The 24,548-nt window shown below is 66.6% G+C and carries 2 protein-coding genes; both read left to right on the top strand.

Going from position 1 to position 24,548, the window contains the following annotated elements:
* Positions 1-212: 212 nt before the first annotated feature.
* Positions 213-13,052 (top strand): amino acid adenylation domain-containing protein, encoded by a 12,840-nt coding sequence (locus tag ACW9IN_RS26035; protein WP_457368539.1) that lies wholly within the window; start codon positions 213-215, stop codon positions 13,050-13,052.
* The gene (locus tag ACW9IN_RS26030; protein WP_457368538.1) at positions 13,049-24,364 is read left to right on the top strand and encodes an amino acid adenylation domain-containing protein; all 11,316 of its coding nucleotides are present in this window, start codon (positions 13,049-13,051) and stop codon (positions 24,362-24,364) included. The genes ACW9IN_RS26035 and ACW9IN_RS26030 overlap by 4 nt, the downstream gene beginning before the upstream one ends.
* Positions 24,365-24,548 lie beyond the last annotated feature (184 nt).

The raw sequence follows: 24,548 nt of genomic DNA, 5'->3' as shown, positions 1-24,548 counted from the left end.
ACAAAATAAACTGAACTCTGCCTGGCCCTGTCTTGTCCCCGCTTCCCATGTCACCCCCCTCCCGGTAAATCCCTTAATTTCCCAACCCTGTCGGAAGCCTCTCCAGGCCGTCGGCTGCGCCCATATTTTTCAGGGCGCCCAGCACACCCGATCAAGCGGTAGCTGAAAACGGACTTTCTCATCAACCGTGACTTATCAGGCAGGTTACCCCCATGCAGTTCAGCGAATTATTGGCAGCGATTTCCACCCACGCGATCCGGCTGCAACTGGAAGATGGCGACCTGATTATCCTGGGCGACGATGACGCGCTGGATGACGCGCTGTGGGACCAACTGATCGCCCACAAGCCCCAACTGCTGGCCCTGGTGGCCGAGCATGGCGGTGACTGGCTCAGCCCCGCCTACCGCATCACCCCGGACATGCTGCCGCTGGTCGACCTCGACCAGGCGGCCATCGACCGTATCGTCGCGGCCATCCCCGGCGGCGCGGCGAACGTGCAGGACATCTACCCGCTGGCGCCGCTCCAGGAGGGCATGCTCTACCATCATTTGTCGGCGGAACTGGGCGACCCCTACGTGCTGCACGCGCGGTTTGCGTTCGACAGCCGTGCACGCCTGGATGCCTTTGCCCAGGCGCTGCAATGGGTCATCGACCGCCACGACATCCTGCGTACCTCGATGGTCTGGGAGCGCCTGGACGAGCCGCTGCAAGTGGTGTGGCGCAAGGCGACCCTGGCCTGCGAGCCCGGGGATTTCGACGCGCGCACCTACCGCATGGACCTGGGCCAGGCGCCGCTGCTGCGCCTGCTGTTCAGCGAGGCGTCGGCCAGCGGCGGCGTGACCGCCACGCTGCTGTTCCACCACACCATCCTCGACCACACCGCCCTCGATGTCGTGCGCCATGAAATCCAGCTGTACCTGGCCGGCGAGCACGCCAGCGCGCCCGAGCCGGTGGCGTTTCGCAGTTACATCGCCCAGGTGCGCCAGGGCGTGAGCGAGCAGGCCCACGAAGGGTTTTTCCGCGAGATGTTGGCGGACATCGATGCACCGACGCTGCCGTTCGGCTTGCAGGATGTGCAGGGCGACGGCCAGGGTATCGACGAGGTACGCATCCCGGTCGACAGCCGCCTGAGCCGTCGCCTGCGCAGCCTGGCACGGCCGCTTGGCGTGAGCGTGGCGAGCCTGATGCACCTGGCCTTCGCCCGTGTGCTGGGCGTGGTGTCCGGTCGCGAGGCGGTGGTGTTCGGCACGGTGATGCTCGGCCGTATGGGCGCGGGCGAGGGCGGCGAACGGGCCCTGGGCATGTTCATCAACACCTTGCCGCTGCGTGTGGATGTGGGCGAGCAGGGCGTGCGCGCCGGGGTCAAGGCGGCCCATGAACGGCTCACCACCTTGCTCCACCACGAACACGCGTCCCTCGCGCTGGCCCAGCGTTGCAGCGGTGTGGCCGCGCCGGCGCCGCTGTTCAGCGCCATGCTCAACTATCGCCACAGCGCTGCCAGCGACATGGACGCGGTGATCGACGTGGCCGACGGCATCCAGGTGCTGAGCGCCGAAGAGCGCACCAACTACCCACTGACCGTCAACGTGGATGACCTGGGCGAAGACTTTGCCCTCACCGTGATGGTGGATGCCGCCATCGGCGCCCAACGGGTCGCCGGCTACCTGCACACCGTGCTCGACAGCCTGGCCGACGCCCTGGAACATCGCCGGGACGCGCCGCTCAACAGCCTGGCGATCCTGGACCGTGATGAACGCCACCACCTGCTGCACCGCCTCAACCACAGCCCGCTGACCTACGCCGACAGTGCGCTGATCCACGCGCAGGTCGAGGCCCATGCCGCCGCGCAGCCGGACGCCATCGCCCTGCGCTTCGACACCCAGCGCATCACCTATGGCCAGCTCAATGCGCACGCCAACCAGGTCGCCCACCACCTGCTGAGCCAAGGCATCGGGCCGGACGATCGCGTGGCGATCTGCGTGGAGCGCGGCCCGCAGATGATCATCGGCCTGTTGGGCATTCTCAAGGCCGGCGCCGGCTACGTGCCCATCGACCCGGCCTACCCACAGGAACGCATCGCCTACACCCTGGCCGACAGTGAACCTCGGGCCGTACTGATACAGGCCGCCACCACTCACCTGGCGGGCGAGCTGCCCCGGGTCGACCTCGACAACCTGGGTGAACAACCCGACAGCAACCCACAGGTCAGCGTCAGCCCGAGCCACTTGGCCTACGTGATCTACACCTCCGGTTCCACCGGCCTGCCCAAGGGCGTGATGATCGAGCACCGCCAGGTCGCGCGGCTGTTCACCGCCACCGAGCATTGGTTCGGTTTCAACCCCACCGATGTGTGGGCGTTGTTCCACTCTTTCGCCTTCGATTTCTCGGTGTGGGAAATCTGGGGCGCCCTGATGCACGGCGGCCAGTTGCTGATCGTGCCGCAACTGGTCAGCCGTTCGCCGGACGAATGCTACGCGCTGCTGTGCGAGGCCGGTGTCAGCATCCTCAACCAGACGCCCAGCGCGTTCCGCCAGTTGATTGCCGCGCAACAGCAGAACCCGCAGTCCCATTCCCTGCGCCAGGTGATTTTCGGCGGCGAAGCCCTGGAACCGGGCATGCTCAAACCCTGGTATGCCCAGGCGATCAACGCCGGTACGCAACTGGTGAACATGTACGGCATCACCGAAACCACCGTGCACGTGACCTACCGCGCGCTGGAGGCGGCGGATGCGCTACTTGTGGGCGTCAGCCCGATTGGCGTGCGCATTCCCGACTTGCAGTTGTACGTGCTGGACGAGCACCGCGAGCCGCTGCCCTTCGGTGTGGTCGGCGAGCTGTACGTAGGTGGCGCCGGCGTGGCGCGCGGCTACCTCAACCGCGATGCACTGAACGCCGAACGCTTCCTGGCTGACCCGGCCACCGGTCTGCGCATGTACAAGACCGGCGACCTCGGCCGCTTGCTGGCCGACGGTAGCGTGGAATACCTGGGGCGCAATGACGACCAGGTGAAGATTCGCGGTTTCCGCATCGAACTGGGCGAAATCGAAGCGCGCCTGGCCACCGCCGAAGGCGTGCGCGACGCACGGGTGATCGCCCGTGAAGACGAACCGGGCGACAAGCGCCTGGTGGCCTACGTGATCGCCGAGGGTGAGCTCAACGCCGCCGACCTGCGTGACCACCTGCTACTCAGCCTGGCCGAACACATGGTGCCCGCGGCCTTTGTTCAACTGGAGCGCTTCCCGCTGACCACCAATGGCAAGCTCGACCGCAAGGCCTTGCCCGCTCCCGACGCCGAAGCCCTGGCCCGCCGCAGCTACGAAGCGCCGCAAGGCCCCGTGGAAACCGCTATTGCGACCCTCTGGCAGGACCTGCTCAAGCTGGATCGGGTCGGTCGTCACGATCACTTCTTCGAACTGGGCGGGCACTCGCTGCTGGCGGTCAAGCTGATCGAGCGCATGCGCCAGCTGGACCTCGGCGCCGATGTGCGTGTGTTGTTCGGCCAGCCAACGCTGGCGGCACTGGCCGCAGCGGTGGGCGGGCAGCAGGCGGTGCAGGTTCCGGCCAACCGGATCAGCCCGGACTGCTCGCGTATCACCCCGGACCTGTTGCCGCTGGTGAGCCTGGATCAGGCCGCCATCGACCTGATCGTCAGCGGCGTGCCCGGCGGTATCGCCAATGTGCAGGATATCTACGGCCTGGCGCCGTTGCAGGCCGGCATTCTCTACCACCACCTGGCGACCACCGAGGGCGATCCCTACGGCTTGCAGGTGCAGTTCAGCTTTGCCGATCAAGCGGCGGTGGATGCGTTTGTCCAGGCGCTGCACAGTGTGATCGAGCGCAATGACATCCTGCGCACCGCCATTGTCTGGGAAGGCCTGGAGGAGCCGGTACAGGTGGTCTGGCGTCAGGCGCCGCTGGCCGTCGAACGCCTGGAACTGCCGGGTGACGAGGTGCTGGCGCAGCTGCAACAGCGCTTCGACCCACGCCACTATCGCCTCGACCTGAGCCGTGCCTCGCTGATGCGGTTTGCCTACGCCGAGGAACAGGGGCGCTACGTCGGCATCCTGCTGCTGCACCACATCCTGCTCGACCACACCGCCTTGCAGGTGCTGGTGCAAGAGATGAGCGCCAGCCTGTCCGGCAGCAGCGCCCGGTTGCCCGACGCGGTGCAGTACCGCAACTACGTGGCCCAGGCGCGTCTCGGCGTCAGCCAGGCACAGCACGAAGCGTTCTTCAGCGACATGCTCGGCGATATCGACGAGCCCACACTGGCCTTCGGCTTGCAGGACGTGCACGGCGACGGCAGTGGCATTGTCGAAGCGCATTTGCCGCTGGAACAGGCGCTCAGCCTGGGCCTGCGTGAACAGGCGCGACAACTGGGCGTGAGCAGCGCCAGCCTGGTGCACCTGGCCTGGGCCCAGGTACTGGGGCAGGTGTCGGGCCAACAGGACGTGGTGTTCGGCACCGTGCTGCTGGGCCGTCTGCAAGGCGGCGAAGGCGCCGACCGCGCGCTGGGCATGTTCATCAACACCTTGCCGCTGCGCATCAGCCTCGGTGCCGTCGGCGTGCAGGCCGGCGTGCGCGCCACCCATGCCCGCTTGGCGCAGTTGCTCGGGCATGAACATGCACCGTTGTCCCTGGCCCAGCGTTGCAGCGGTGTGCCGGGCTCGCTGCCACTGTTCAGCACCTTGCTCAACTACCGCCACAGCGCGCCGAATGAAGCGCCGGGCGCCAGCCCGTTTGCCGCGTCCGGTATCGAAATCCTGCATTCCGAAGAGCGCAGCAACTATCCGCTGGTCCTGAACGTCGATGACCTCGGCAGCGGCTTCACACTCACCGTCCAGGGCGTGGCTTCGCTGGACGTGCGTCGCGTGGGCGACTACATGCTCACCGCGTTGCGCCATCTGGTCACGGCCTTGCAACAGGCACCGACCACGCCGTTGCAGGCGGTGTCGATCCTGCCGCCTGCCGAACGTCACCAGTTGCTGGTGGACTTCAATGCCACCACCCGCGACTACCCCGCGCAGGCGGGCGTGCACCAGTTGTTCGAAGCCCAGGCCCTGGCCCGCCCCGAAGCCGTGGCTGCGATCCAGGGTGACTTGTCCCTGAGTTACCGCGACCTCAACCGCCGCGCCAACCGCCTGGCCCATCACCTGATTCACCAAGGCGTGCAGCCCGGTGAAAGCGTGGCCATTGCGCTGCCGCGCTCCCTCGATCTGCTGGTGTGCCAACTGGCGATCCTCAAGTGTTCGGCGGTGTATGTGCCGCTGGACGTGAACGCCCCGGTCGAGCGCCAGGCGTTCATGGTCCAGGACAGCGGTGCGCACCGTGTGTTGAGCAGCCTGGCCGACTTGAACCTGGAGACGATGTCGCCGCGCAACCCGGAGCTTGCCCAGTCTGCGGAGGCTGTCGCGTACATCATGTACACCTCCGGCTCCACGGGTACCCCGAAGGGTGTGCAGGTGCCGCACCGGGCGATCTCGCGCCTGGTGCTCAACAACGGCTATGCCGAGTTCAACGAGCGCGACCGCGTGGCCTTCGCCTCCAACCCGGCCTTCGATGCCAGCACCCTCGACGTGTGGGCGCCGTTGCTCAACGGCGGCTGTGTGGTGGTGGTCGAGCAGGGCGTGCTGTTGTCCCAGGCCGCGTTCGCTTCGCTGTTGCAGGAACAGGCGGTCAGCGTGCTGTGGATGACCGCCGGCCTGTTCCATCAGTACGCCGACGCATTGCTGCCGGTGTTTGGTCAGTTGCGTTACCTGATCGTCGGCGGCGATGTGCTCGACCCGTTGGTGATCGGTCGTGTGCTCCAGCACGGTAAGCCCCGGCACTTGCTCAATGGCTACGGCCCGACCGAAGCCACCACGTTCTCCACCACGTTTGAGATCACCACGGCAGGCGAGGGCGGCATCCCGATTGGTCGGCCCATCGCCAACGCCCAGGCCTATGTGCTCGACGGACGCCAGCAACCACTGGCCCTGGGGGTGGTCGGCGAGCTGTACATCGGCGGTGCCGGCGTGGCCAAGGGTTACTTGAACCAACCGCAGCTCACCGCCGAAAAATTCATTCCCAACCCGTTTGGCGAAGGGCTGTTGTACCGCAGCGGCGACCTGGCCAGCTGGCAAGCCGACGGCACCTTGCTGTATCAGGGGCGCAATGACCTGCAGGTGAAGATTCGCGGTTTCCGGATCGAGCCCGGCGAAATCGAAACCTGCCTGGCCGTCTTCCCCGGGGTGAAAGACACCGTGGTCCTGGCCCGGGAAGACGAGCCCGGCGACAAGCGCCTGGTGGCCTACTACACCGCAGAGGCGCCGCTGGACATCGAAGCGCTGCGTACCCACGTGCAAGGCCGCCTGCCGGATTACATGGTGCCCTCGGCGTATGTCTGGCTGGAATTGCTGCCGCTCACCGCCAACGGCAAGCTCGACCGCAAGGGCTTGCCGGTGCCGGACCAGAGTGCCTTGCTCAGCCGTGGCTACGCGGCGCCGGAAGGCGAGGTGGAGACCTTGCTGGCGCAGATCTGGCAGGACCTGCTCAAGCTCGACCGTGTGGGCCGACATGATCATTTCTTCGAGCTGGGCGGGCATTCGCTGCTGGCGGTCAGCCTGATCGAACGCATGCGCCAGGCCGGCCTGAGCGCCGATGTGCGCGTGCTGTTCAACCAGCCGAGCCTGGCCGCTCTGGCAGCGGCGGTCGGCAGTGGCCGCGAGGTGGTGGTGCCGGCCAATGGCATCCCGCCTGGCTGCACCCGGATCACCCCGGCGATGCTGAGCCTGGTGCAGCTCGACGCGGCGGCCATCGCGCGGATCGTCGCCACCGTGCCGGGTGGCGCGGCGAATGTGCAGGATATCTACCCGCTGGCGCCGTTGCAGGAAGGCATCCTTTACCACCACATCAGCGCCGGGCAGGGCGACCCGTACCTGCTGCAATCGCGCATGGCGTTTGACAGCCTCGAGCGTTTGCAGGGCTTCATGGGCGCATTGCAACAGGTGGTGGCTCGCCACGACATCCTGCGCACCGGCGTGGTCTGGGAAGGTCTGGACAGCCCGGTGCAAGTGGTCTGGCGCCAGGCGCAACTGGTGGTGCAGGCCGTCGAACTGGACCCGGCGGACGGTGGCATCATCGAGCAGTTGCACGCGCGCTTCGACGCCCGTCATTACCGCCTCGACATCACCCAGGCGCCGCTGTTGCGCATGGTCTATGCCCACGACCCGGCGAATCAGCGGGTGGCCGCCATCCTGCTGTTCCATCACCTGGCGCTCGACCATACCGCCATGGCCGTGGTCGGCGAGGAAATGCGTGCGTTCCTGTTCAACCAGGCCGAGGCCTTGCCCGAGCCCGCGCCGTTCCGCAACTACGTGGCCCAGGCGCGATTGGGCGTGAGCGTGACGGAACACGAAGGGTTCTTCCGCGAGATGCTCGCCGATGTGGACGAGCCGACCCTGCCGTTCGGGATGCAGGATGTGCAGGGCGACGGTCGCGATATCGAAGAGGCCGGGTTGGCGCTGGACGCCACGTTGGCCAAGCGTGTGCGTGAGCAGGCACGCCTGTCGGGCGTCAGTGCGGCGAGCCTGATGCACCTGGCCTGGGCCCAGGTGCTGGGGCTGGTGTCCGGGCGCGACGATGTGGTGTTCGGCACTGTATTGATGGGCCGCATGCAGGCCGGTGACGGCGCGGACCGTGCCCTGGGCATGTTCATCAACACCTTGCCGCTGCGCGTGAACACCGGCGCGGGGGCCTTCGATGCGGTCAAGGCGACCCATGTGCGCTTGAGCGCCTTGCTGGGTCATGAGCATGCCTCTCTGGCCCTGGCCCAGCGCTGCAGCGGCGTGCCAGGCACGGTGCCGCTGTTCAGCGCCTTGCTCAATTACCGTCACAGCAGCCCCGATGAAATAGCCCGTGACGGCCACGGCATTTGGGAAGGCGTACAACTGCTGGGCGGTGAAGAACGCAGTAACTACCCGCTGACACTGAGTGTGGATGACCTTGGCGAGGGCTTCGGCCTGACGGTGCTGGCACTGCCGCAGATCGGCGCTCAGCGCCTGTGCGGTTACATGCTCGGTGCCGTCGGGCAACTGGTGACGGCCCTGGAAACGGCGCCGCACACGCGCCTTGAGCGACTGCCCATAGTGCCGGTGGCCGAGCGCGAGGTTCTGCTGCGCGGGTTCAACGCCACCGCTGCGGACTTCCCCAGCGGGCAGACCCTGCACGGCGCCTTCGAAGTGCAGGCCGAGCGCCAACCCCACGCTATCGCGGTGGTGCAGGACGACCAGACCGTCACCTACCAGCAACTCAACCAGCGCGCCAACCAGTTGGCCCACCACCTGCTGGAGCTCGGCGTACAGCCGGACGACCGCGTGGCGATCTGCTGCCGTCGCGGCCCGCAGATGCTCGTGGGGCTGCTGGGCATCCTCAAGGCCGGTGCCGGTTATGTGCCCATCGACCCGGCTTACCCCGCCGAACGCATCGCCTACCTGCTGGAGGACAGCGCACCGGTGGCGGTGCTGGCCGAGGCCGGCACCCGCGACCTGTTGGGCAATATCGCCAGCGTGGACCTGCACGGCGCGCACTGGCAGCATAAGGCGCTCAGCAACCCACGGATCGCGGCGCTGACCCCGGCACACCTGGCCTACGTGATCTACACCTCGGGCTCCACCGGCCAGCCCAAGGGCGTGATGGTGGAACACCGCACCGTGGAAAACCTGGTGCACTGGCACTGTGACGCCTTTGGCCTGGACGCCACCAGCCACACCAGCAGCGTGGCCGGCTTCGGCTTCGATGCCATGGCCTGGGAAGTCTGGCCGGCACTCTGTGTGGGGGCCACGCTGTACCTGCCGCCCGCCGACGTGGGCAACGAAAACATCGACGCCTTGCTGGCCTGGTGGCTGGAGCAGCCGCTGGACGTGAGTTTCCTGCCGACCCCGGTGGCCGAATACGCCTTCAGCCAGAACTTGCAGCACCCCAGCTTGCGTATCCTGCTGATCGGCGGCGATCGCCTGCGCCAGTTCACCCAGGAGCGGCGCTTCGCGGTGATCAACAACTACGGCCCCACCGAAGCCACGGTGGTCGCCACTTCCGGTCGTGTACGGGCCGGGCAAGCGTTGCACATCGGCAAACCGGTGGCCAATGCCAACGCTTATGTGCTGGACAAACACCTGCGCCCGGTACCGGTGGGTGTGGCCGGTGAACTGTATGTGGGTGGCAGCGGGGTGGCGCGGGGGTATCTGAACCGTGCCGACCTGACCGCCGAACGTTTCCTGCAAGACCCGTTCAACGCTGGCCGCATGTACCGCACCGGCGACCTGGTGCGCTGGCTGCCCGACGGCAACCTCGAGTACCTGGGCCGTAACGACGACCAGGTCAAGGTGCGCGGGGTACGGGTGGAACTGGGTGAAATCGAAAGCCGCCTGGCCGCGCTCGAGGGTGTCGGCGACGCGGTGGTGCTGGTGCGCGAGGGCCGCCTGGTGGCCTGGTTCACCGAGCAATACCCGCAGGCCCTGGAAACCCTGCGCGCGCAATTGCAGGCGCAGCTGCCCGACGCGCTGGTGCCGGTGGCCTATGTGAGGCTCGACACGCTGCCACTGACCGCCAACGGCAAGCTTGACCGCAAAGCCCTGCCGGAGCCGGATCAGACGGCATTGCTCAGCCGTGATTACGAAGCACCGTCGGGTGACGTGGAAACCACCCTGGCGCAGTTGTGGGCCGAGGTGTTGCAGGTGGAACAAGTGGGGCGTCATGACCACTTCTTCGAGCTGGGCGGCCATTCGTTGCTGGCGGTCAGCCTGATCGAACGCATGCGCCAGGTCGGCCTGAGCGCCGATGTGCGCGTGCTGTTCAGCCAGCCGACCCTGGCCGCACTGGCGGCTGCCGTGGGCAGTGGCCGCGATGTAGCGGTGCCGGAAAATCGCATTCCCGCAGGCTGCCAACGCATCACGCCGGACCTGTTGTCCCTGGTGCAACTCGACCAATCGACCATCGACCAGGTCGTCGCCCAGGTGCCCGGTGGCGCCGCCAATGTGCAAGACATCTACCCGCTGGCGCCGTTGCAGGAAGGCATTCTCTACCACCACATCAGTGCCGGGCAGGGCGACCCGTACCTGCTGCAATCGCACCTGGCGTTCGACAGCCTCTACCGTCTCGAGGCCTTCGCCCAGGCGCTGCAACAGGTGATCGACCGCCACGACATCCTGCGTACCGCCGTGATCTGGGAAGGCCTTGCGCAACCGCTGCAAGTGGTGTGGCGCACCGCCAAATTGCAGGTGCAGGCGGATGTCCTCGACGGCCTGCACCAGCGTTTCGACCCACGTCAGTACCGCGTGCCGATGGACCAGGCGCCGCTGGTACGCCTGGTCTACGCGCCGGACCCGGCCAACCAGCGCGTGGTTGCGATTCTGTTGTTCCACCACATCGCTCTCGACCACACTGCCCTCGATGGCGTACGCCATGAGATGCAGGCCAGTCTGCTCGGGCTGCCACAGCCTGCCGGTGATGCCACGCCTTATCGCAACTATGTGGCACAGGCGCGGCTGGGCGTCAGCGAACAGGAGCATGAGCAGTTCTTCCGTGGGATGCTCGCCGATATCAGCGAACCGACCTTGCCGTTCGGTCTGCAGGATGTGCGCGGCGATGGCAATGCGATCGAAGAGGTCCAGCAGACGCTGGCGCCGACCCTCAACCAGCGCCTGCGCACCCAGGCCCGTTTGCTCGGCGTCAGCGCTGCGAGCCTGTTCCACCTGGCTTGGGCCCGGGTCCTCGCCAGCACGTCGGGCCAGGAGAGCGTGGTGTTCGGCACCGTGTTGCTGGGGCGCATGCAAGGCGGCAAAGGCAGTGACCGTGCCTTGGGCATGTTCATCAACACCTTGCCGCTGCGGGTGGATATCGATGGCAGCAGCGTGCGCGTGGCGGTCAAGCAGACCCACGCACAATTGACCGCACTGCTCGGCCATGAACACGCGTCCCTGGCCCTGGCCCAGCGTTGCAGTGGGGTTGCCGCGCCGTTGCCGCTGTTCAGCGCGATGCTCAACTATCGCCACAGCGACAGCGTGCAGGCGCCGGTTTCCCAAGCCTGGGACGGCATTCAGACCCTGGCCAGCGAAGAGCGCACCAACTACCCGTTGACCCTCAACGTGGACGACCAGGGCGATGGTTTCCGCCTCACTGCCATGACCGCGAAGTCGATTGGCGCGCAACGCATCTGCGGTTACTTGCAGGTGACGTTGCAAGGGCTGGTCGACGCGCTGGAGCAGGCGCCGAACCTGGCGGTCAATCGCCTGCCGGTGCTGGAGGCGCAGGAGCGCGAGCAACTGCTGTCCGGTTTCAACGCCACCGAGGTGGCCTATGACCTCGACCAGACCCTGCACGGGATGTTCGAAGCGCAGGTAGCGCGTACGCCGGATGCCATCGCCGTCAAGGCGGGTGACCTGGCATTGACCTATGCCGAACTCAACGCGCGCGCCAACCAGTTGGCGCATCACCTGTTGGCCCTGGGCGTCCAGGCGGATTCGCGGGTGGCGATCTGCGTGGAGCGCGGCCTGGACATGGTGGTCGGCCTGTACGCGATCCTCAAGGCCGGTGCCGCTTATGTGCCGCTGGACCCGGCGTACCCCTTGGAGCGTATCGCCTACATGCTCGAGGACAGCGCGCCGGTCGCGGTGCTGGCCCAGGGCAGCACGCGTGGCTTGCTGGGCAACACCCCCGTGGTCGACCTGGACCAGCCGACCTGGCACCACCACGCCATCGATAACCCGCGAGTGCCGGCCCTCAGTGCCTACGTGATCTATACCTCCGGTTCCACCGGCCAGCCCAAGGGTGTGATCAACGATCATCCCGGCGTGGTCAACCGCCTGTTGTGGATGCAGGACGCCTATGGCCTCAAGGCCCACGACAGGGTGTTGCAGAAAACCCCGTTCAGCTTCGACGTGTCGGTGTGGGAGTTCTTCTGGCCGCTGTTCACCGGCGCCTGTCTGGTCATGGCGCGCCCTGGCGGCCACAAAGACCCGGCCTACCTGTGCGAGGTGATCGCGAACGAACAGATCACCACGCTGCACTTCGTGCCGTCGATGCTCGATGTGTTCCTGGCCCACGGCGATGTCAGCCAGGCCGCAGGGCTGGTCCGCGTGATGTGCAGCGGCGAAGCCTTGCCGGGCAGCCTGGTGCGGCGCTTCAAGCAGCAGTTGCCGGGCATCGGCCTGTACAACCTGTACGGCCCGACCGAAGCCGCCGTGGACGTGACTGCCTGGAACTGTGCGCGGCCCGACGTGCCGGACAATACGCCCATCGGCAAACCCATCGCCAATACCCGCCTGTACGTGCTGGACGGGCAGTTGCAGCCGGTGCCATTGGGTGTGGTCGGTGAGTTGTTCATCGGTGGCGTGCAAGTGGCCCGGGGTTACCTGAACCGTCCCGAGCTGACCGCCGAACGTTTCCTCAAGGACCCGTTCACCGCCGGCCGTCTGTACCGCACCGGCGATCTCGGGCGGTATTTGCCGGACGGCAATATCGAGTATCTGGGCCGCAACGACGACCAGGTGAAAATCCGTGGTCTGCGTATCGAACTGGGCGAAATCCAGGCGCGGTTGCTGGAGCATGCCCAGGTCAACGAGGCCGTCGTGGTGGCCCGTGAAGAGCGGCTTGTCGCTTACTACACCGGCGTTCGGTCCGCCGATTTGCGCGAGCATTTGCTGCACCACCTGCCGGACTTCATGGTGCCCGCGCTGTTCGTGCACCTTGACGCATTGCCGCTGAGCCCCAACGGCAAGCTTGACCGCAAGGCCCTGCCTGCACCGGGCAACGAAGCCCTGGCGTTGCGTGAGTACGAAGCACCGGTGGGCGATACCGAAATCCTGCTGGCGCAACTCTGGGCCGAACTGCTCAACGTGGAACGGGTAGGGCGCCAGGACAATTTCTTTGAACTGGGCGGGCACTCGCTGCTCGCCGTGAGCTTGATCGGGCGCTTGCGCCAGGAAGGCCTGGAAGCCGATGTGCGTGCGTTATTCGAACAGCCGACCCTGGCTGGCTACGCCGCGATGACTGAACGAATGGAGATCGTCCTGTGAGCATTCTCGAACTGCTGGCGACGCTGAAAACCAAGGATGTGCAGCTCGCACTGAAAGGCGAGCAATTGTCGGTGCAAGGCAACAAGCAGGCACTGAGCGATCCTGAGATCCTCGCCGCATTGCGTGAACACAAGGCGGCGCTGGTCGAGCGGATCAAGGCCGGCGAGTATTCGAGCGCCAACGAAGTACCGGCCAATGGCATCCCGGCCCACGCCGAGCGGATTGTGCCGTCCATGTTGACCCTGTCCGACCTGAGCCAGGACGAAATCGACCGCATTGTCGCCAGCGTCGAGGGCGGCGTGGCGAACATTCAGGACATCTACCCGCTGGCACCGCTGCAAGAGGGCATTCTGTTCCACCACGCCAGCACCGAGCAGGGCGACCCCTATGTGATGCAGTCGCAGTTCGCCTTTGACAGTGTCGAGCGCTTCGAAGCGTTCGCCCAGGCGCTGCAAGGGGTGATGGACCGGCACGACATCCTGCGTACCGGCGTGGTCTGGGAAGGCCTGCAACAGCCTTCGCAAGTGGTGTGGCGCAGCGCGCGCCTGCCCGTGCAGGCGCTTGAGCTGGACCCGGCGGACGGCGATATCGCCGCCCAACTGCACGCGCGCTTCGACGCCCGGCATTACCGGCTGGACGTGACCCAGGCGCCGCTGCTGCGCCTGGCCTGGGCAAAGGACCCGGCGCAGCAGCGCGTTGTCGCGATGCTGCTGTTCCATCACATGGCCCTGGACCACAGCGCCCTGGAAGTGGTGCGCCATGAAATGCAGGCGTTTCTGCAAGGGCATGCCGCGCAACTGGGCCACGCCGTGCCGTTTCGCAACTACGTGGCCCAGGCGCGCCTGGGTGTCAGCGAACAGCAGCATGAGGCGTTTTTCCAGCAGATGCTGGGCGATGTGATCGAGCCGACCTTGCCCTTCGGCTTGCAGGATGTGCAGGGCGACGGTCGTGGCATCAATGAGCTGGATTGGCCGTTGTCGGACGCGCTCAATCAGCGCCTGCGCGCCCAGGCCCGGCTGCTCGGGGTCAGCGTCGCCAGCCTGTTCCATCTGGGCTGGGCCCAGGTCTTGAGCGCACTGGCGGGCAAGTCCCAGGTGGTGTTCGGCACCGTGCTGATGGGGCGGATGGAAGGCGGGCATGCCACGGACCGCGCCCTGGGGATCTTCATCAACACCTTGCCGTTTCGCGCAGACGTGGGCAGCGATGACGTGCGCAGCGCCGTCAAGGCCACCCACGCGCGCCTCACCGGCCTGCTGCGTCACGAGCACGCGCCGCTGGCGTTGGCGCAACGTTGCAGCGGGGTGGTCGCGCCGACGCCGTTGTTCAGCGCATTGCTCAATTACCGCCACAGCGGCACCGGTACCCGCAGCGAAGCGGTGGCGGCGTGGCGGGGCATCGAGACGCTGCGTTCGGATGAACGCACCAACTACCCCTTGACCCTGAGCGTGGATGACCTGGGCGAAGGGTTCATCCTGCGCTTGCTGGCGACCACTCAGGTGGATGCGCAGCGCGTCTGCGCCTACCTGCAAACCGCCCTGGACAACCTGGTGACCGCGCTGGCAGAGGCGCCACACACGCCGCTCGATCAGCTGTCGGTGGTGCCCGCCGACGAGCAGCGCCTGCTGTTGGAAGACTTCAACGCCACCCGGGCGGATTTCCCCCAGGGCAGCACGCTGCATGGCCGCATCGAAGCCCAGGTCGCGCTGACGCCCCAGGCCATCGCCGCCGTGCACCAGGGCCGGCAATTGACCTACGCCGAACTCAACCAGCAAGCCAACCTGCTGGCCCACCACCTGCTGGCCTTGGGCGTGAAGCCCGACGACCGCGTGGCCATCGTCGCTCGCCGAGGCCTGGACACCCTGGCCGGGCTGCTGGCGATCCTCAAGGCCGGCGCCTGCTATGTACCGGTGGACCCGTCGCACCCGGCCGAACGCTTGAATTACCTGTTGAGCGACAGCGCCCCGGTGGCGGTGCTCACCCAACACGCGTTGCTGGAGCGCCTGCCGGCCCTTGACGTGCCGGTGATCAACCTTGATCGCTTCACCTGGCAGCATCATTCGGCGAGCAACCCGAACGTGACCGTCACGCCTGCGAACCTGGCGTATGTGATCTACACCTCCGGTTCCACCGGCCTGCCCAAAGGGGTGATGGTGGAGCATCACACGGTGGCCAACCTGGTGGACTGGCACTGCCACGCGTTTGACCTGTGCGCCGGGCGCCATACCGCCAGCGTCGCCGGTTTCGGCTTTGATGCGATGGCCTGGGAAGTCTGGCCCGCACTGTGTGCCGGCGCGACCCTGCACCTGCCGCCGGCCAACGACGGGGCCGAAGATATCGATGCGTTGCTGGCCTGGTGGCGCGCGCAGCCGCTGGACGTGTGCTTCCTGCCGACCCCGGTGGCCGAATACGCGTTCAGCCAGCAGATCGAACACCCGACCCTGCGCACCCTGCTGGTCGGCGGTGATCGCTTGCGCCAGTTCGGTCGCGCCCAGCGCTTCGACCTGATCAACAACTACGGCCCCACCGAGGCCACGGTGGTCGCCACCTCCGGCAAGGTCGAGCCGGGTGGCGTGCTGCATATCGGCAAACCCATCGCCAATGCCACGGTGTACCTGCTGGACGAACAGCAGCGCCCGGTGCCGTTGGGGGTGGCGGGTGAGTTGTACGTGGGCGGCAAGGGCGTGGCGCGGGGTTACCTGAACCGCCCGGAACTGACCGCCGAGCGTTTCCTGCGCGACCCGTTCAACGCCGGACGCATGTACCGCACCGGCGACCTGGCGCGCTGGCTGCCCGATGGCACCCTGGAATACCTGGGGCGCAATGACGATCAGGTGAAAATCCGTGGCATGCGCATCGAGCTGGGCGAAATCGAAACCCATCTCAACCAGCTGCCGGGCCTCCAGGAAGCCGTGGTGCTGGTCCGCGAAGAGCGGCTGGTGGCGTATTTCACCGAACACCCGCAATTCGACCCGTTGAGTGTGGCGGACATTCGGGCTCACCTGGTGGCGCATCTACCGGACTATATGGTGCCGGTGGCGTTCGTCAAACTCGACGCGCTGCCCCTGACCGCCAATGGCAAGCTCGACCGCAAGGCCTTGCCGGCGCCGGACCAGGCTGCCGTCTTCAGCCGCGAATACGCGGCGCCCGAGGGCGAGATCGAAACCCTGCTGGCGCAGATCTGGGCCGAGGTATTGCAGGTGGAGCGTGTCGGGCGGCATGACCATTTCTTCGAACTGGGCGGGCACTCGTTGCTGGCCATGCGCATGGTGTCCCAGGTCCGTCAGCGGCTGGGGGTGGAGTTGATCCTCGGCGAGCTGTTCGCCAATGCCGAACTGGCTGCCGTTGCCGAAGTGTTGGCGACAGCCGGGCGCAGCACGTTGCCGCAGATTCTGCCGGCCAGTGCCGATGCCGACGTGCCGCTGTCGTTCGCCCAGCAGCGCCTGTGGTTCCTGGCGCTGATGGAAGGCGCCAACACCGCCTACAACATTCCCATCGGCCTGCGTTTGCGCGGACAGCTGCATGTCGAGGCCCTGCAACGGGCCCTGGCGCGCATCGTCGCGCGGCATGCCACATTGCGCAGCCGCTTCACCCAGCGTGGTGATGAGGCCCACGTACTGATCATGCCCGCCGAAGCCATGTTGCCCTTGCAAGTGCAGGACCTGCGCCGCCACCCGCAACCGCAACAGGCCCTCGACGCATTGATCCACGGTGAAGCCTCGGCGCCGTTCGACCTGGAGCGCGGCCCGTTGTTGCGCGGGCGGCTGGTGGTGATGGCCGACGATCACCATGTGTTGCTGCTGACCCTGCACCACATCGTGTCCGATGGCTGGTCCATGGGCGTGCTGACCCGCGAGCTGATGGCGCTGTATCAGGCGTTCAGCCATGGCCTGCCGGACCCGCTGCCCGCGTTGCCGATCCAGTACGGTGACTTTGCCGTGTGGCAGCGCCTGTGGCTGAGCGGCGAGGTGCTGCACCGTCAGAGCAGTTATTGGCAACAGGCGCTGGCGGGTGCGCCGGCCTTGCTCACGCTGCCCACCGACCGCCCGCGCCCGGCGCAGCAGGATTACGCCGGCAGCAGCGTCGGGTTGCGCCTGGACGAACGCCTCACCGCCGGGCTCAAAGCCTTGAGCCAACGCCATGGCACCACGCTGTACATGACCCTGATGACCGCCTGGGCCGCGCTGCTGGCGCGGCTGTCCGGCCAGCAGGAGGTGGTGATCGGCTCGCCGGTGGCCAACCGCACGCGCAGCGAGGTGGAAGGGCTGATCGGTCTGTTCGTCAACACCCTGGCGGTGCGTATCGACACCTCGGGCGCGCCGAGCGTCGAGGCGTTGCTGGTGCGGGTCAAGGCCCTGACCCTGGAAGCCCAGGCGCATCAGGACCTGCCGTTCGAGCAGGTGGTGGAAATCACTCGGCCCGTGCGCAGCCTGGCCCATAGCCCGGTGTTCCAGACCCTGCTGACCTGGCAGGACAGCAGCGCGCCGACCCTGGCCCTGGGCGACCTGGCACTGGAAGGCATCGTCGAGAACAGCCATTTCGCCAAGTTCGACCTGTCGCTGGACCTGGGCGAAGTGCAAGGCACGATCATCGGTGCGCTGGAATACGCGGTGGCACTGTTCGACGAATCGACCATGCGCCGTTATGCGGGTTACTTCACGCGGCTGTTGCAGGCCATGGTCGACAACGACCAGGCAGTGTTGGAGCAAGTGCCGCTGGTGGACGCGGCCGAGCGCCAGCACCTGCTGTTCGGATTCAATGCCACGCAGGTGGACTACAACCTCGACCAGACCCTGCACGGGATGTTCGAAGCGCAAGTGCTGCGCACTCCGCAGGCGCTGGCGGTCAAGGCCGGCGATCAGACGCTGACCTATGCCGAACTGAACGCGCGGGCCAACCAGTTGGCGCATCACCTGCTGGCACTGGGTGTGCAGCCGGACTCGCGGGTGGCGATCTGCGTGGAGCGCGGCCTGGAGATGGTGGTCGGCCTGTACGCGATCCTCAAGGCCGGCGCCGCCTATGTGCCGCTGGACCCGGCGTACCCACGGGAGCGCATCGCCTACATGCTGGAGGACAGCGCACCGGTCGTGGTGTTGGCCCAGGCGTCGACCCGCTCGCTGTTGGGCGACGTGGCGGTGATCGATCTGGAGCAGCCCACCTGGCAGCAGCAGTCGACCTGCAATCCGCAGGCGGCGAGCCTGGCTGCCTACGTGATCTACACCTCCGGCTCCACCGGCCAGCCCAAGGGTGTGATCAACGACCACGCGGGGGTGGTCAACCGCCTGCTGTGGATGCAGGACGCATACGCACTCACCGGCGAGGACCGGGTGTTGCAGAAAACCCCGTTCAGCTTCGACGTGTCGGTGTGGGAATTCTTCTGGCCGCTGTTCACCGGTGCGAGCCTGGTGATGGCGCGTCCCGGCGGCCATAAAGACCCAGGCTACCTGTGCGACATCATTGAGGCCGAGCGGATCACCACCCTGCATTTCGTGCCGTCGATGCTCGACGTGTTCCTGGCCCACGGCGAGGTGAGCCAGGCCAGAGGGCTGGTGCGCGTGATGTGCAGCGGCGAAGCCTTGCCGGGCAGCCTGGTGCGGCGCTTCAAACAGCAGTTGCCGGAGAGCGAGCTGCACAACCTGTATGGCCCGACCGAAGCCGCCGTGGACGTGACCGCGTGGAACTGCGCGGGCGCCGTGACGCCGGACAACACGCCCATCGGCAAGCCGATTGCCAACACCCGCATGTACGTGCTGGATGGTCAAATGCAGCCGGTGCCGCTGGGGGTGGTCGGTGAATTGTTCATCGGTGGTGTGCAAGTGGCGCGGGGGTATCTGAACCGTCCCGAACTGACCGCCGAACGTTTCCTCAAGGACCCGTTCACCGAAGGCCGCCTGTACCGCACCGGCGACGTCGGGCGTTACTTGCCCGATGGCACGCTCGAATACCTGGGACGCAATGACGACCAGGTGAAGATCCGTGGCCTGCGCATCGAACTGGGGGAAATCCAGGCGCGGCTCACCGAGTGCCCGTCGGTAAACGAAGCGGCGGTGATCGCCCGGGATAACCGGCTGATTGCCTACTACACCGGCGTGCCCAGTGCGGTCGACAGCCTGCGTGCCCATCTGCTGCAACACCTGCCGGAATTCATGGTGCCGGCGCTGTTCGTGCACCTCGACACGCTGCCCCTGAGCCCCAACGGCAAGCTCGACCGCAAGGCGCTGCCGGCGCCGGGCCTCGACGCAGTGGTGGTGCGCGAGTACGAAGCCCCCCAGGGCGACACGGAAATTGCCCTGGCCGAGCTGTGGGCCGAGTTGCTCGGTGTGGCGCGCGTGGGCCGTCACGACAACTTCTTCGAACTGGGCGGGCACTCGTTGCTGGCGGTGAGCCTGATGGGCCGCCTGCGACGCCTCGGCTGGTCGGCGGACGTGAAAGCGCTGTTCGGCCAACCCACCCTGGCGGCATTGGCGGCGGCGCTGGGCGGTGGCCACGAGGTGGCGGTGCCGGCCAACCGGATTGCCGCCGATTGCCTGCACATCACGCCGGACCTGCTGCCGCTGATCGCGCTGGACCAGGCGGCCATTGACCGCATTGTCGCGTGCATTCCCGGCGGCGCGGCCAATGTGCAGGACATCTACCCGCTGGCGCCGTTGCAGGCCGGCATTCTCTACCATCACCGCGCGGTGCAGGAGGGGGACGCGTACCTGCTGCAAGCGCAGTTCGCCTTCGACAGCCTGCAACGGCTGGAGGCGTTCGCCCTGGCGTTGCAGGCGGTGATCCAGCGGCACGACATTTTGCGTTCGTCCTTCCACTGGGAAGGGCTCGAGGAGCCGGTGCAGGTGGTGTGGCGCGAGGCGCGGCTGAGCGTTGAAACGGGACCGGTGCCGTCACGCCTGGCAGTGGGTCAGGCGCCGCTGATGCGCCTGGTGTATACCCGCGAGCCGCAGCGGGTGGTCGCGACCTTGCTGTTCCACCATCTGGTGATGGACCACATCGCCCTGGAGATCCTGCAACACGAACTGCAAGCCTTTCTGCTGGGTACTCCGCAGGCGTTGGGCGCGGCGGTGCCGTATCGCAACTATGTGACCCAGACGGTGGCTCAGGCTACGGACGACCACGCGCTGTTCTTCGGCGAGATGCTCGGTGATATTGATGAGCCGACCGACGTGGCGCATCTCGGTGCCGAAACGCGTGCGCAGCAGGCGCTCGACCTCCAGTTGAGCCAGCGTGTACGGACCCAGGCGCGCCAGGCGGGGGTCAGCGCCGCGAGCCTGATGCACCTGGCCTGGGCCCAGGTACTGGGCAAGGTCTCGGGGCGCGAACAGGTGGTGTTCGGCACCGTGATGCTCGGTCGCCTGCAAGGCGGCGAAGGCGCCGAAAGGGCCATGGGCGTGTTCATCAACACCTTGCCGCTGCGGGTCGACCTCGGTGAGCGCTCGGTACTCACGGCACTGCGCGCCACCCATGGGCGGCTGACCGAATTGCTCAGCCATGAGCATGCCCCGTTGGCCCTGGCCCAGCGTTGCAGTGGTGTGCCGGCGGCGACGCCGCTGTTCAGCGTGCTGTTCAACTACCGCCACAGTGCGCCTCAGGCCGGTGGCGTGGCGCAAGCGTGGCAGGGCATCGAACTGCTCAAGGCCGAGGAACACACCAACTATGGCGTGTCGCTGAGCGTCGACGACCTGGGCGAAGGCTTCAGCCTGACAGCCCTGGGGCAGGGCGCCGAACGCTTGTGCGGCTACTTGGCGAACGCCGTGGAGCACGTGGTGAAGGCGCTGGAAGATCACGCGCAGATCGCGGTGAGCCACGTGCCGATCCTGCCGCTCGCCGAGCGCCGGCAATTGCAGGCGTTCAACGCCACCACCCGGGCGTTTCCCCGTGAACACACGGTGCAACGCCTGTTCGAAGCCCAGGCCCAGGCGCGTCCTGCCGCCGTGGCGGTGCGGCATGGCGAACAGACCGTCAGTTACGGCGACCTGAACACCCGAGCCAATCAGCTGGCCCATCACTTGCTGGGCCTGGGCGTGAAACCGGGAGACAACGTGGCGCTGCTGTTGCCGCGCTCCCTGGACCTGCTGATCAGCCAACTGGCGGTGCTCAAGTGCGCGGCGGCCTATGTGCCGCTGGACAGCAACGCCCCTGCCGAGCGTCAGGGCTTCATGGTGCAGGACAGCGGTGCGGTCTGGCTGTTGACCCGCAGTGACGCGGTCATCCCGTACCCGGCGCGGCGCCTGGACCTCGATACGCTGGTCCTGGACCCGCAACCGAGTCACAACCCGGACCTGTCGCAGACCTCGGACAGCGTGGCGTACATCATGTACACCTCGGGCTCCACCGGCACGCCCAAAGGTGTGCTGGTGCCCCATCGCGGCATCACGCGGTTGGTGATCAACAACGGCTATGCCGATTTCAACGCCAGCGACCGCGTGGCCTTTGCCTCCAACCCGGCGTTCGACGCGAGCACCATGGACGTGTGGGGCCCGCTGCTCAATGGCGGCCAGGTGCAAGTGGTCGACCACGCCACCTTGCTCGACCCGCTCGCCTTTGGCGCTGCGTTGCAGGGCGCGACGGTGCTGTTCGTGACCACCGCGCTGTTCAACCAGTACGTGCAACTGATCCCCGAGGCCCTGGCCGGCTTGCGCATCCTGTTGTGCGGGGGCGAACGGGCCGATCCGGCGGCGTTCCGTAGTTTGTTGGCGCGGGCCCCGGCGTTGCGTCTGGTGCATTGCTACGGGCCGACGGAAACCACCACCTACGCCACCACCCACGAAGTAAGCGCGGTGGCCGAGGACGCGGACAGCGTGCCGGTGGGACGGCCGATCTCCAACACGCAGGTCCATGTGCTGGATGCACAGCTGCAACCAGTACCGGTGGGCGTGACCGGGGAAATCTGCATCGGTGGCGACGGCGTCGCCAAGGGCTACCTGAACCGGCCTGAACTGACCGCCGAGAAATTCGTGCAAGACCCGTTCGTGGCCGGCGCGTTGCTGTACCGCACTGGCGATCTTGGGCGCTGGACGGCGGACGGCCTGCTCGACTGCATCGGCCGCAATGATGACCAGGTGAAGATTCGCGGTTTCCGCATCGAGCTGGGAGAAATCGAGGCACGCCTGGCGTCCTTCGCCGCGCTCCAGGACGTGGTGGTGCTGGCCCGCGAGGATGTGCCGGGCGACAAGCGCCTGGTGGCCTACTTCACCTGGGCGGCTGACCCCGTGGGCATTGAGGCGGTACGCGCCCATCTGCAAGGGCAGTTGCCGGCGTACATGGTGCCCTCGGCCTACGTGGCGCTGGAGCAGCTGCCGTTGACCGCCAACGGCAAGATCGACCGCAAGGCCTTGCCGGCTCCGGCCTGGGAGAGTTCGGGCAGCCAGGACTTCGAAGCCCCGGTGGATGAACTGGAGCAGACCCTGGCGCAGCTGTGGGCCGACGTGTTGAAGCTGGAACAAGTGGGGCGGCACGACAGTTTCTTCGAGTTGGGCGGGCATTCGCTGTTGGCGATTCGCCTGGTGACGCTGCTGGACGAAGCGGGGGTGCAAGTGTCACTGGCCGAACTGTTCCAGCACGCCAGCGTGGCCTCGGTAGCCTCGATGTTGCGGCTGCGCACCGATGCGCCGTTGCGGGACCCGGCAGTGATCACCGTGCGCAGCGGCGGTAGCCAGGCGCCGTTGTTCCTGGTGCATGAGTTCAGCGGCCTCGACGTGTATTTCCCGGCGCTGGGCCAGCACCTGCCCGGTGACTACCCGATCTATGGCCTGCCGGGCGCGCCGCTGGGCGCGACGCAACTCGACACGATGGAAGGTCTGGCGGCGCGCATGGTCGGCCTGATCCGCGAGCGCCAACCCCATGGACCCTACCGCATCGCCGGCTGGTCGTTCGGCGGCGTGCTCGCCTATGAAGTCGCCCTGCAATTGCTGGGGCTGGATGAGCCGGTGGCGTTCCTCGGCCTGATCGACAGCTACGTGCCGCGCATGACCGACCAGGGCAAGGCGCGCTGGTCCGGGCCGGACGCGCTCAAACGGCATTTGCTGCTGCAATGCAGCGCGTATTGGACAGCACAGGGAGGTGCGGATGAGTTGGCGAGCCTTGAACAACTGGAGGCGGGCATTGGACAGCTGGACGTTGCGGGCCTGCTGCAACGCTGTCGCGATCAAGGTCTGCTATACGCGCAAATGGCGGCAGCGACGGACGCGGACCTCTTGAATTTCATCGAGAGGGAAGTGGCGCACGGACATGCGCTGGCGCATTACAGCCTGTTCCCGCTGCCAGTGCCGGTGCATCTGTTCAGTGCGGCCGAGCGCCCCACCGAACTGTCACGACGCAGTCAGTCCCTGGGCTGGAGCGACGCGCTGGCGCCTGGGCAACTGCGCCAGGTGGAAGTGCCGGGCGATCACCAGAGCATGATGCAGGCGCCGCATATCCAGGCGCTGGGCCGCGCGATCAGCGATGCGCTGACGACCAGCGCGCCAGTGCAGGAGGCGGCGCATCAACCCTTGTTGCGTATCCAGAGCGGCCGCGCGGGCCATGCCCCGGTGTTCTGCGTGCCGGGTGCGGGCGACAGCGTCACCGGCTTTGTCGGCTTGAGCGAGGCACTGGGGCGCGACTGGCCGCTGTTCGGTTTGCAACCCCGCGGCCTGGATGGCGAGGCGGTGCCCCACAGCCAGGTGGAAGCGGCGGCGCGCTGCTACCTGACGGCGCTGGAGCAGGAATGCCCACGGGGGCCGGTGCACCTGGTCGGCCATTCGTTCGGCGGCTGGGTGGCGCTGGAAATGGCGCTGCGCTTGCAGGCGGCGGGGCGCGAGGTGGCGTCGTTGACGGTGATCGACAGTGAGTCGCCGTTGCGCGCAGGCCAGCCCTATACGACCACGGCGGCGTTGGTGCGCTTGATCGAATCGATGCAGTTGTCGGCGGGCCGGTCGCTGGGCATTGATCTCGAGGATTTTGCCTTGCGGGATGAGCGCGCGCAGCAGCAGGCGTTGCATGGGGGCATGGTGGGCGTGGGGCTGTTGCCGGCGCGGGCCAGTGTGGACGCGATGGCGGGACCGGCGCGTACCTATGCGGCGGCATTGCGCACCCGCTATCGGCCGCAGCAGCGGTTCAACGGGGTGGTGCGGTTGGTATTGGCACAGGACCCGGCGCTGGATGCGGCGGGGAATCAGCGGGAGCAGGGGTTGATGATCGAGGGCTGGGAGCGGCAGGGGCGTTCGCTGGAGGTGTGGTATGGCGAGGGTAACCACTTCACGTTGCTCAAGGCGCCGAATGTGGGTGGGTTGGCACGGTGGTGGCTGGATCGGGTTTTGGTTGGGGAGGGGGTGTCGTGATGTGCATGAGGCGGGCGCACCGAGTACATATCCATTGCTGCGGTAACGGCCACTTGGGGTTCGGCCAGCGTGGTTTGACGGGGCGCTCAAGATCAAGATCAAAAGCAGATCAAGAGCAGATCAAAGGCTGGTCTGGTGTACACCGCCCTGTGGGAGCTGGCTTGCCTGCGATGGCATCCACTGG

The organism is Pseudomonas sp. SDO5271_S396, from assembly GCF_054071795.1.
Note: the sequence above shows the minus strand (reverse complement) of the source record. Positions and strands in the feature narration are given on the sequence as shown.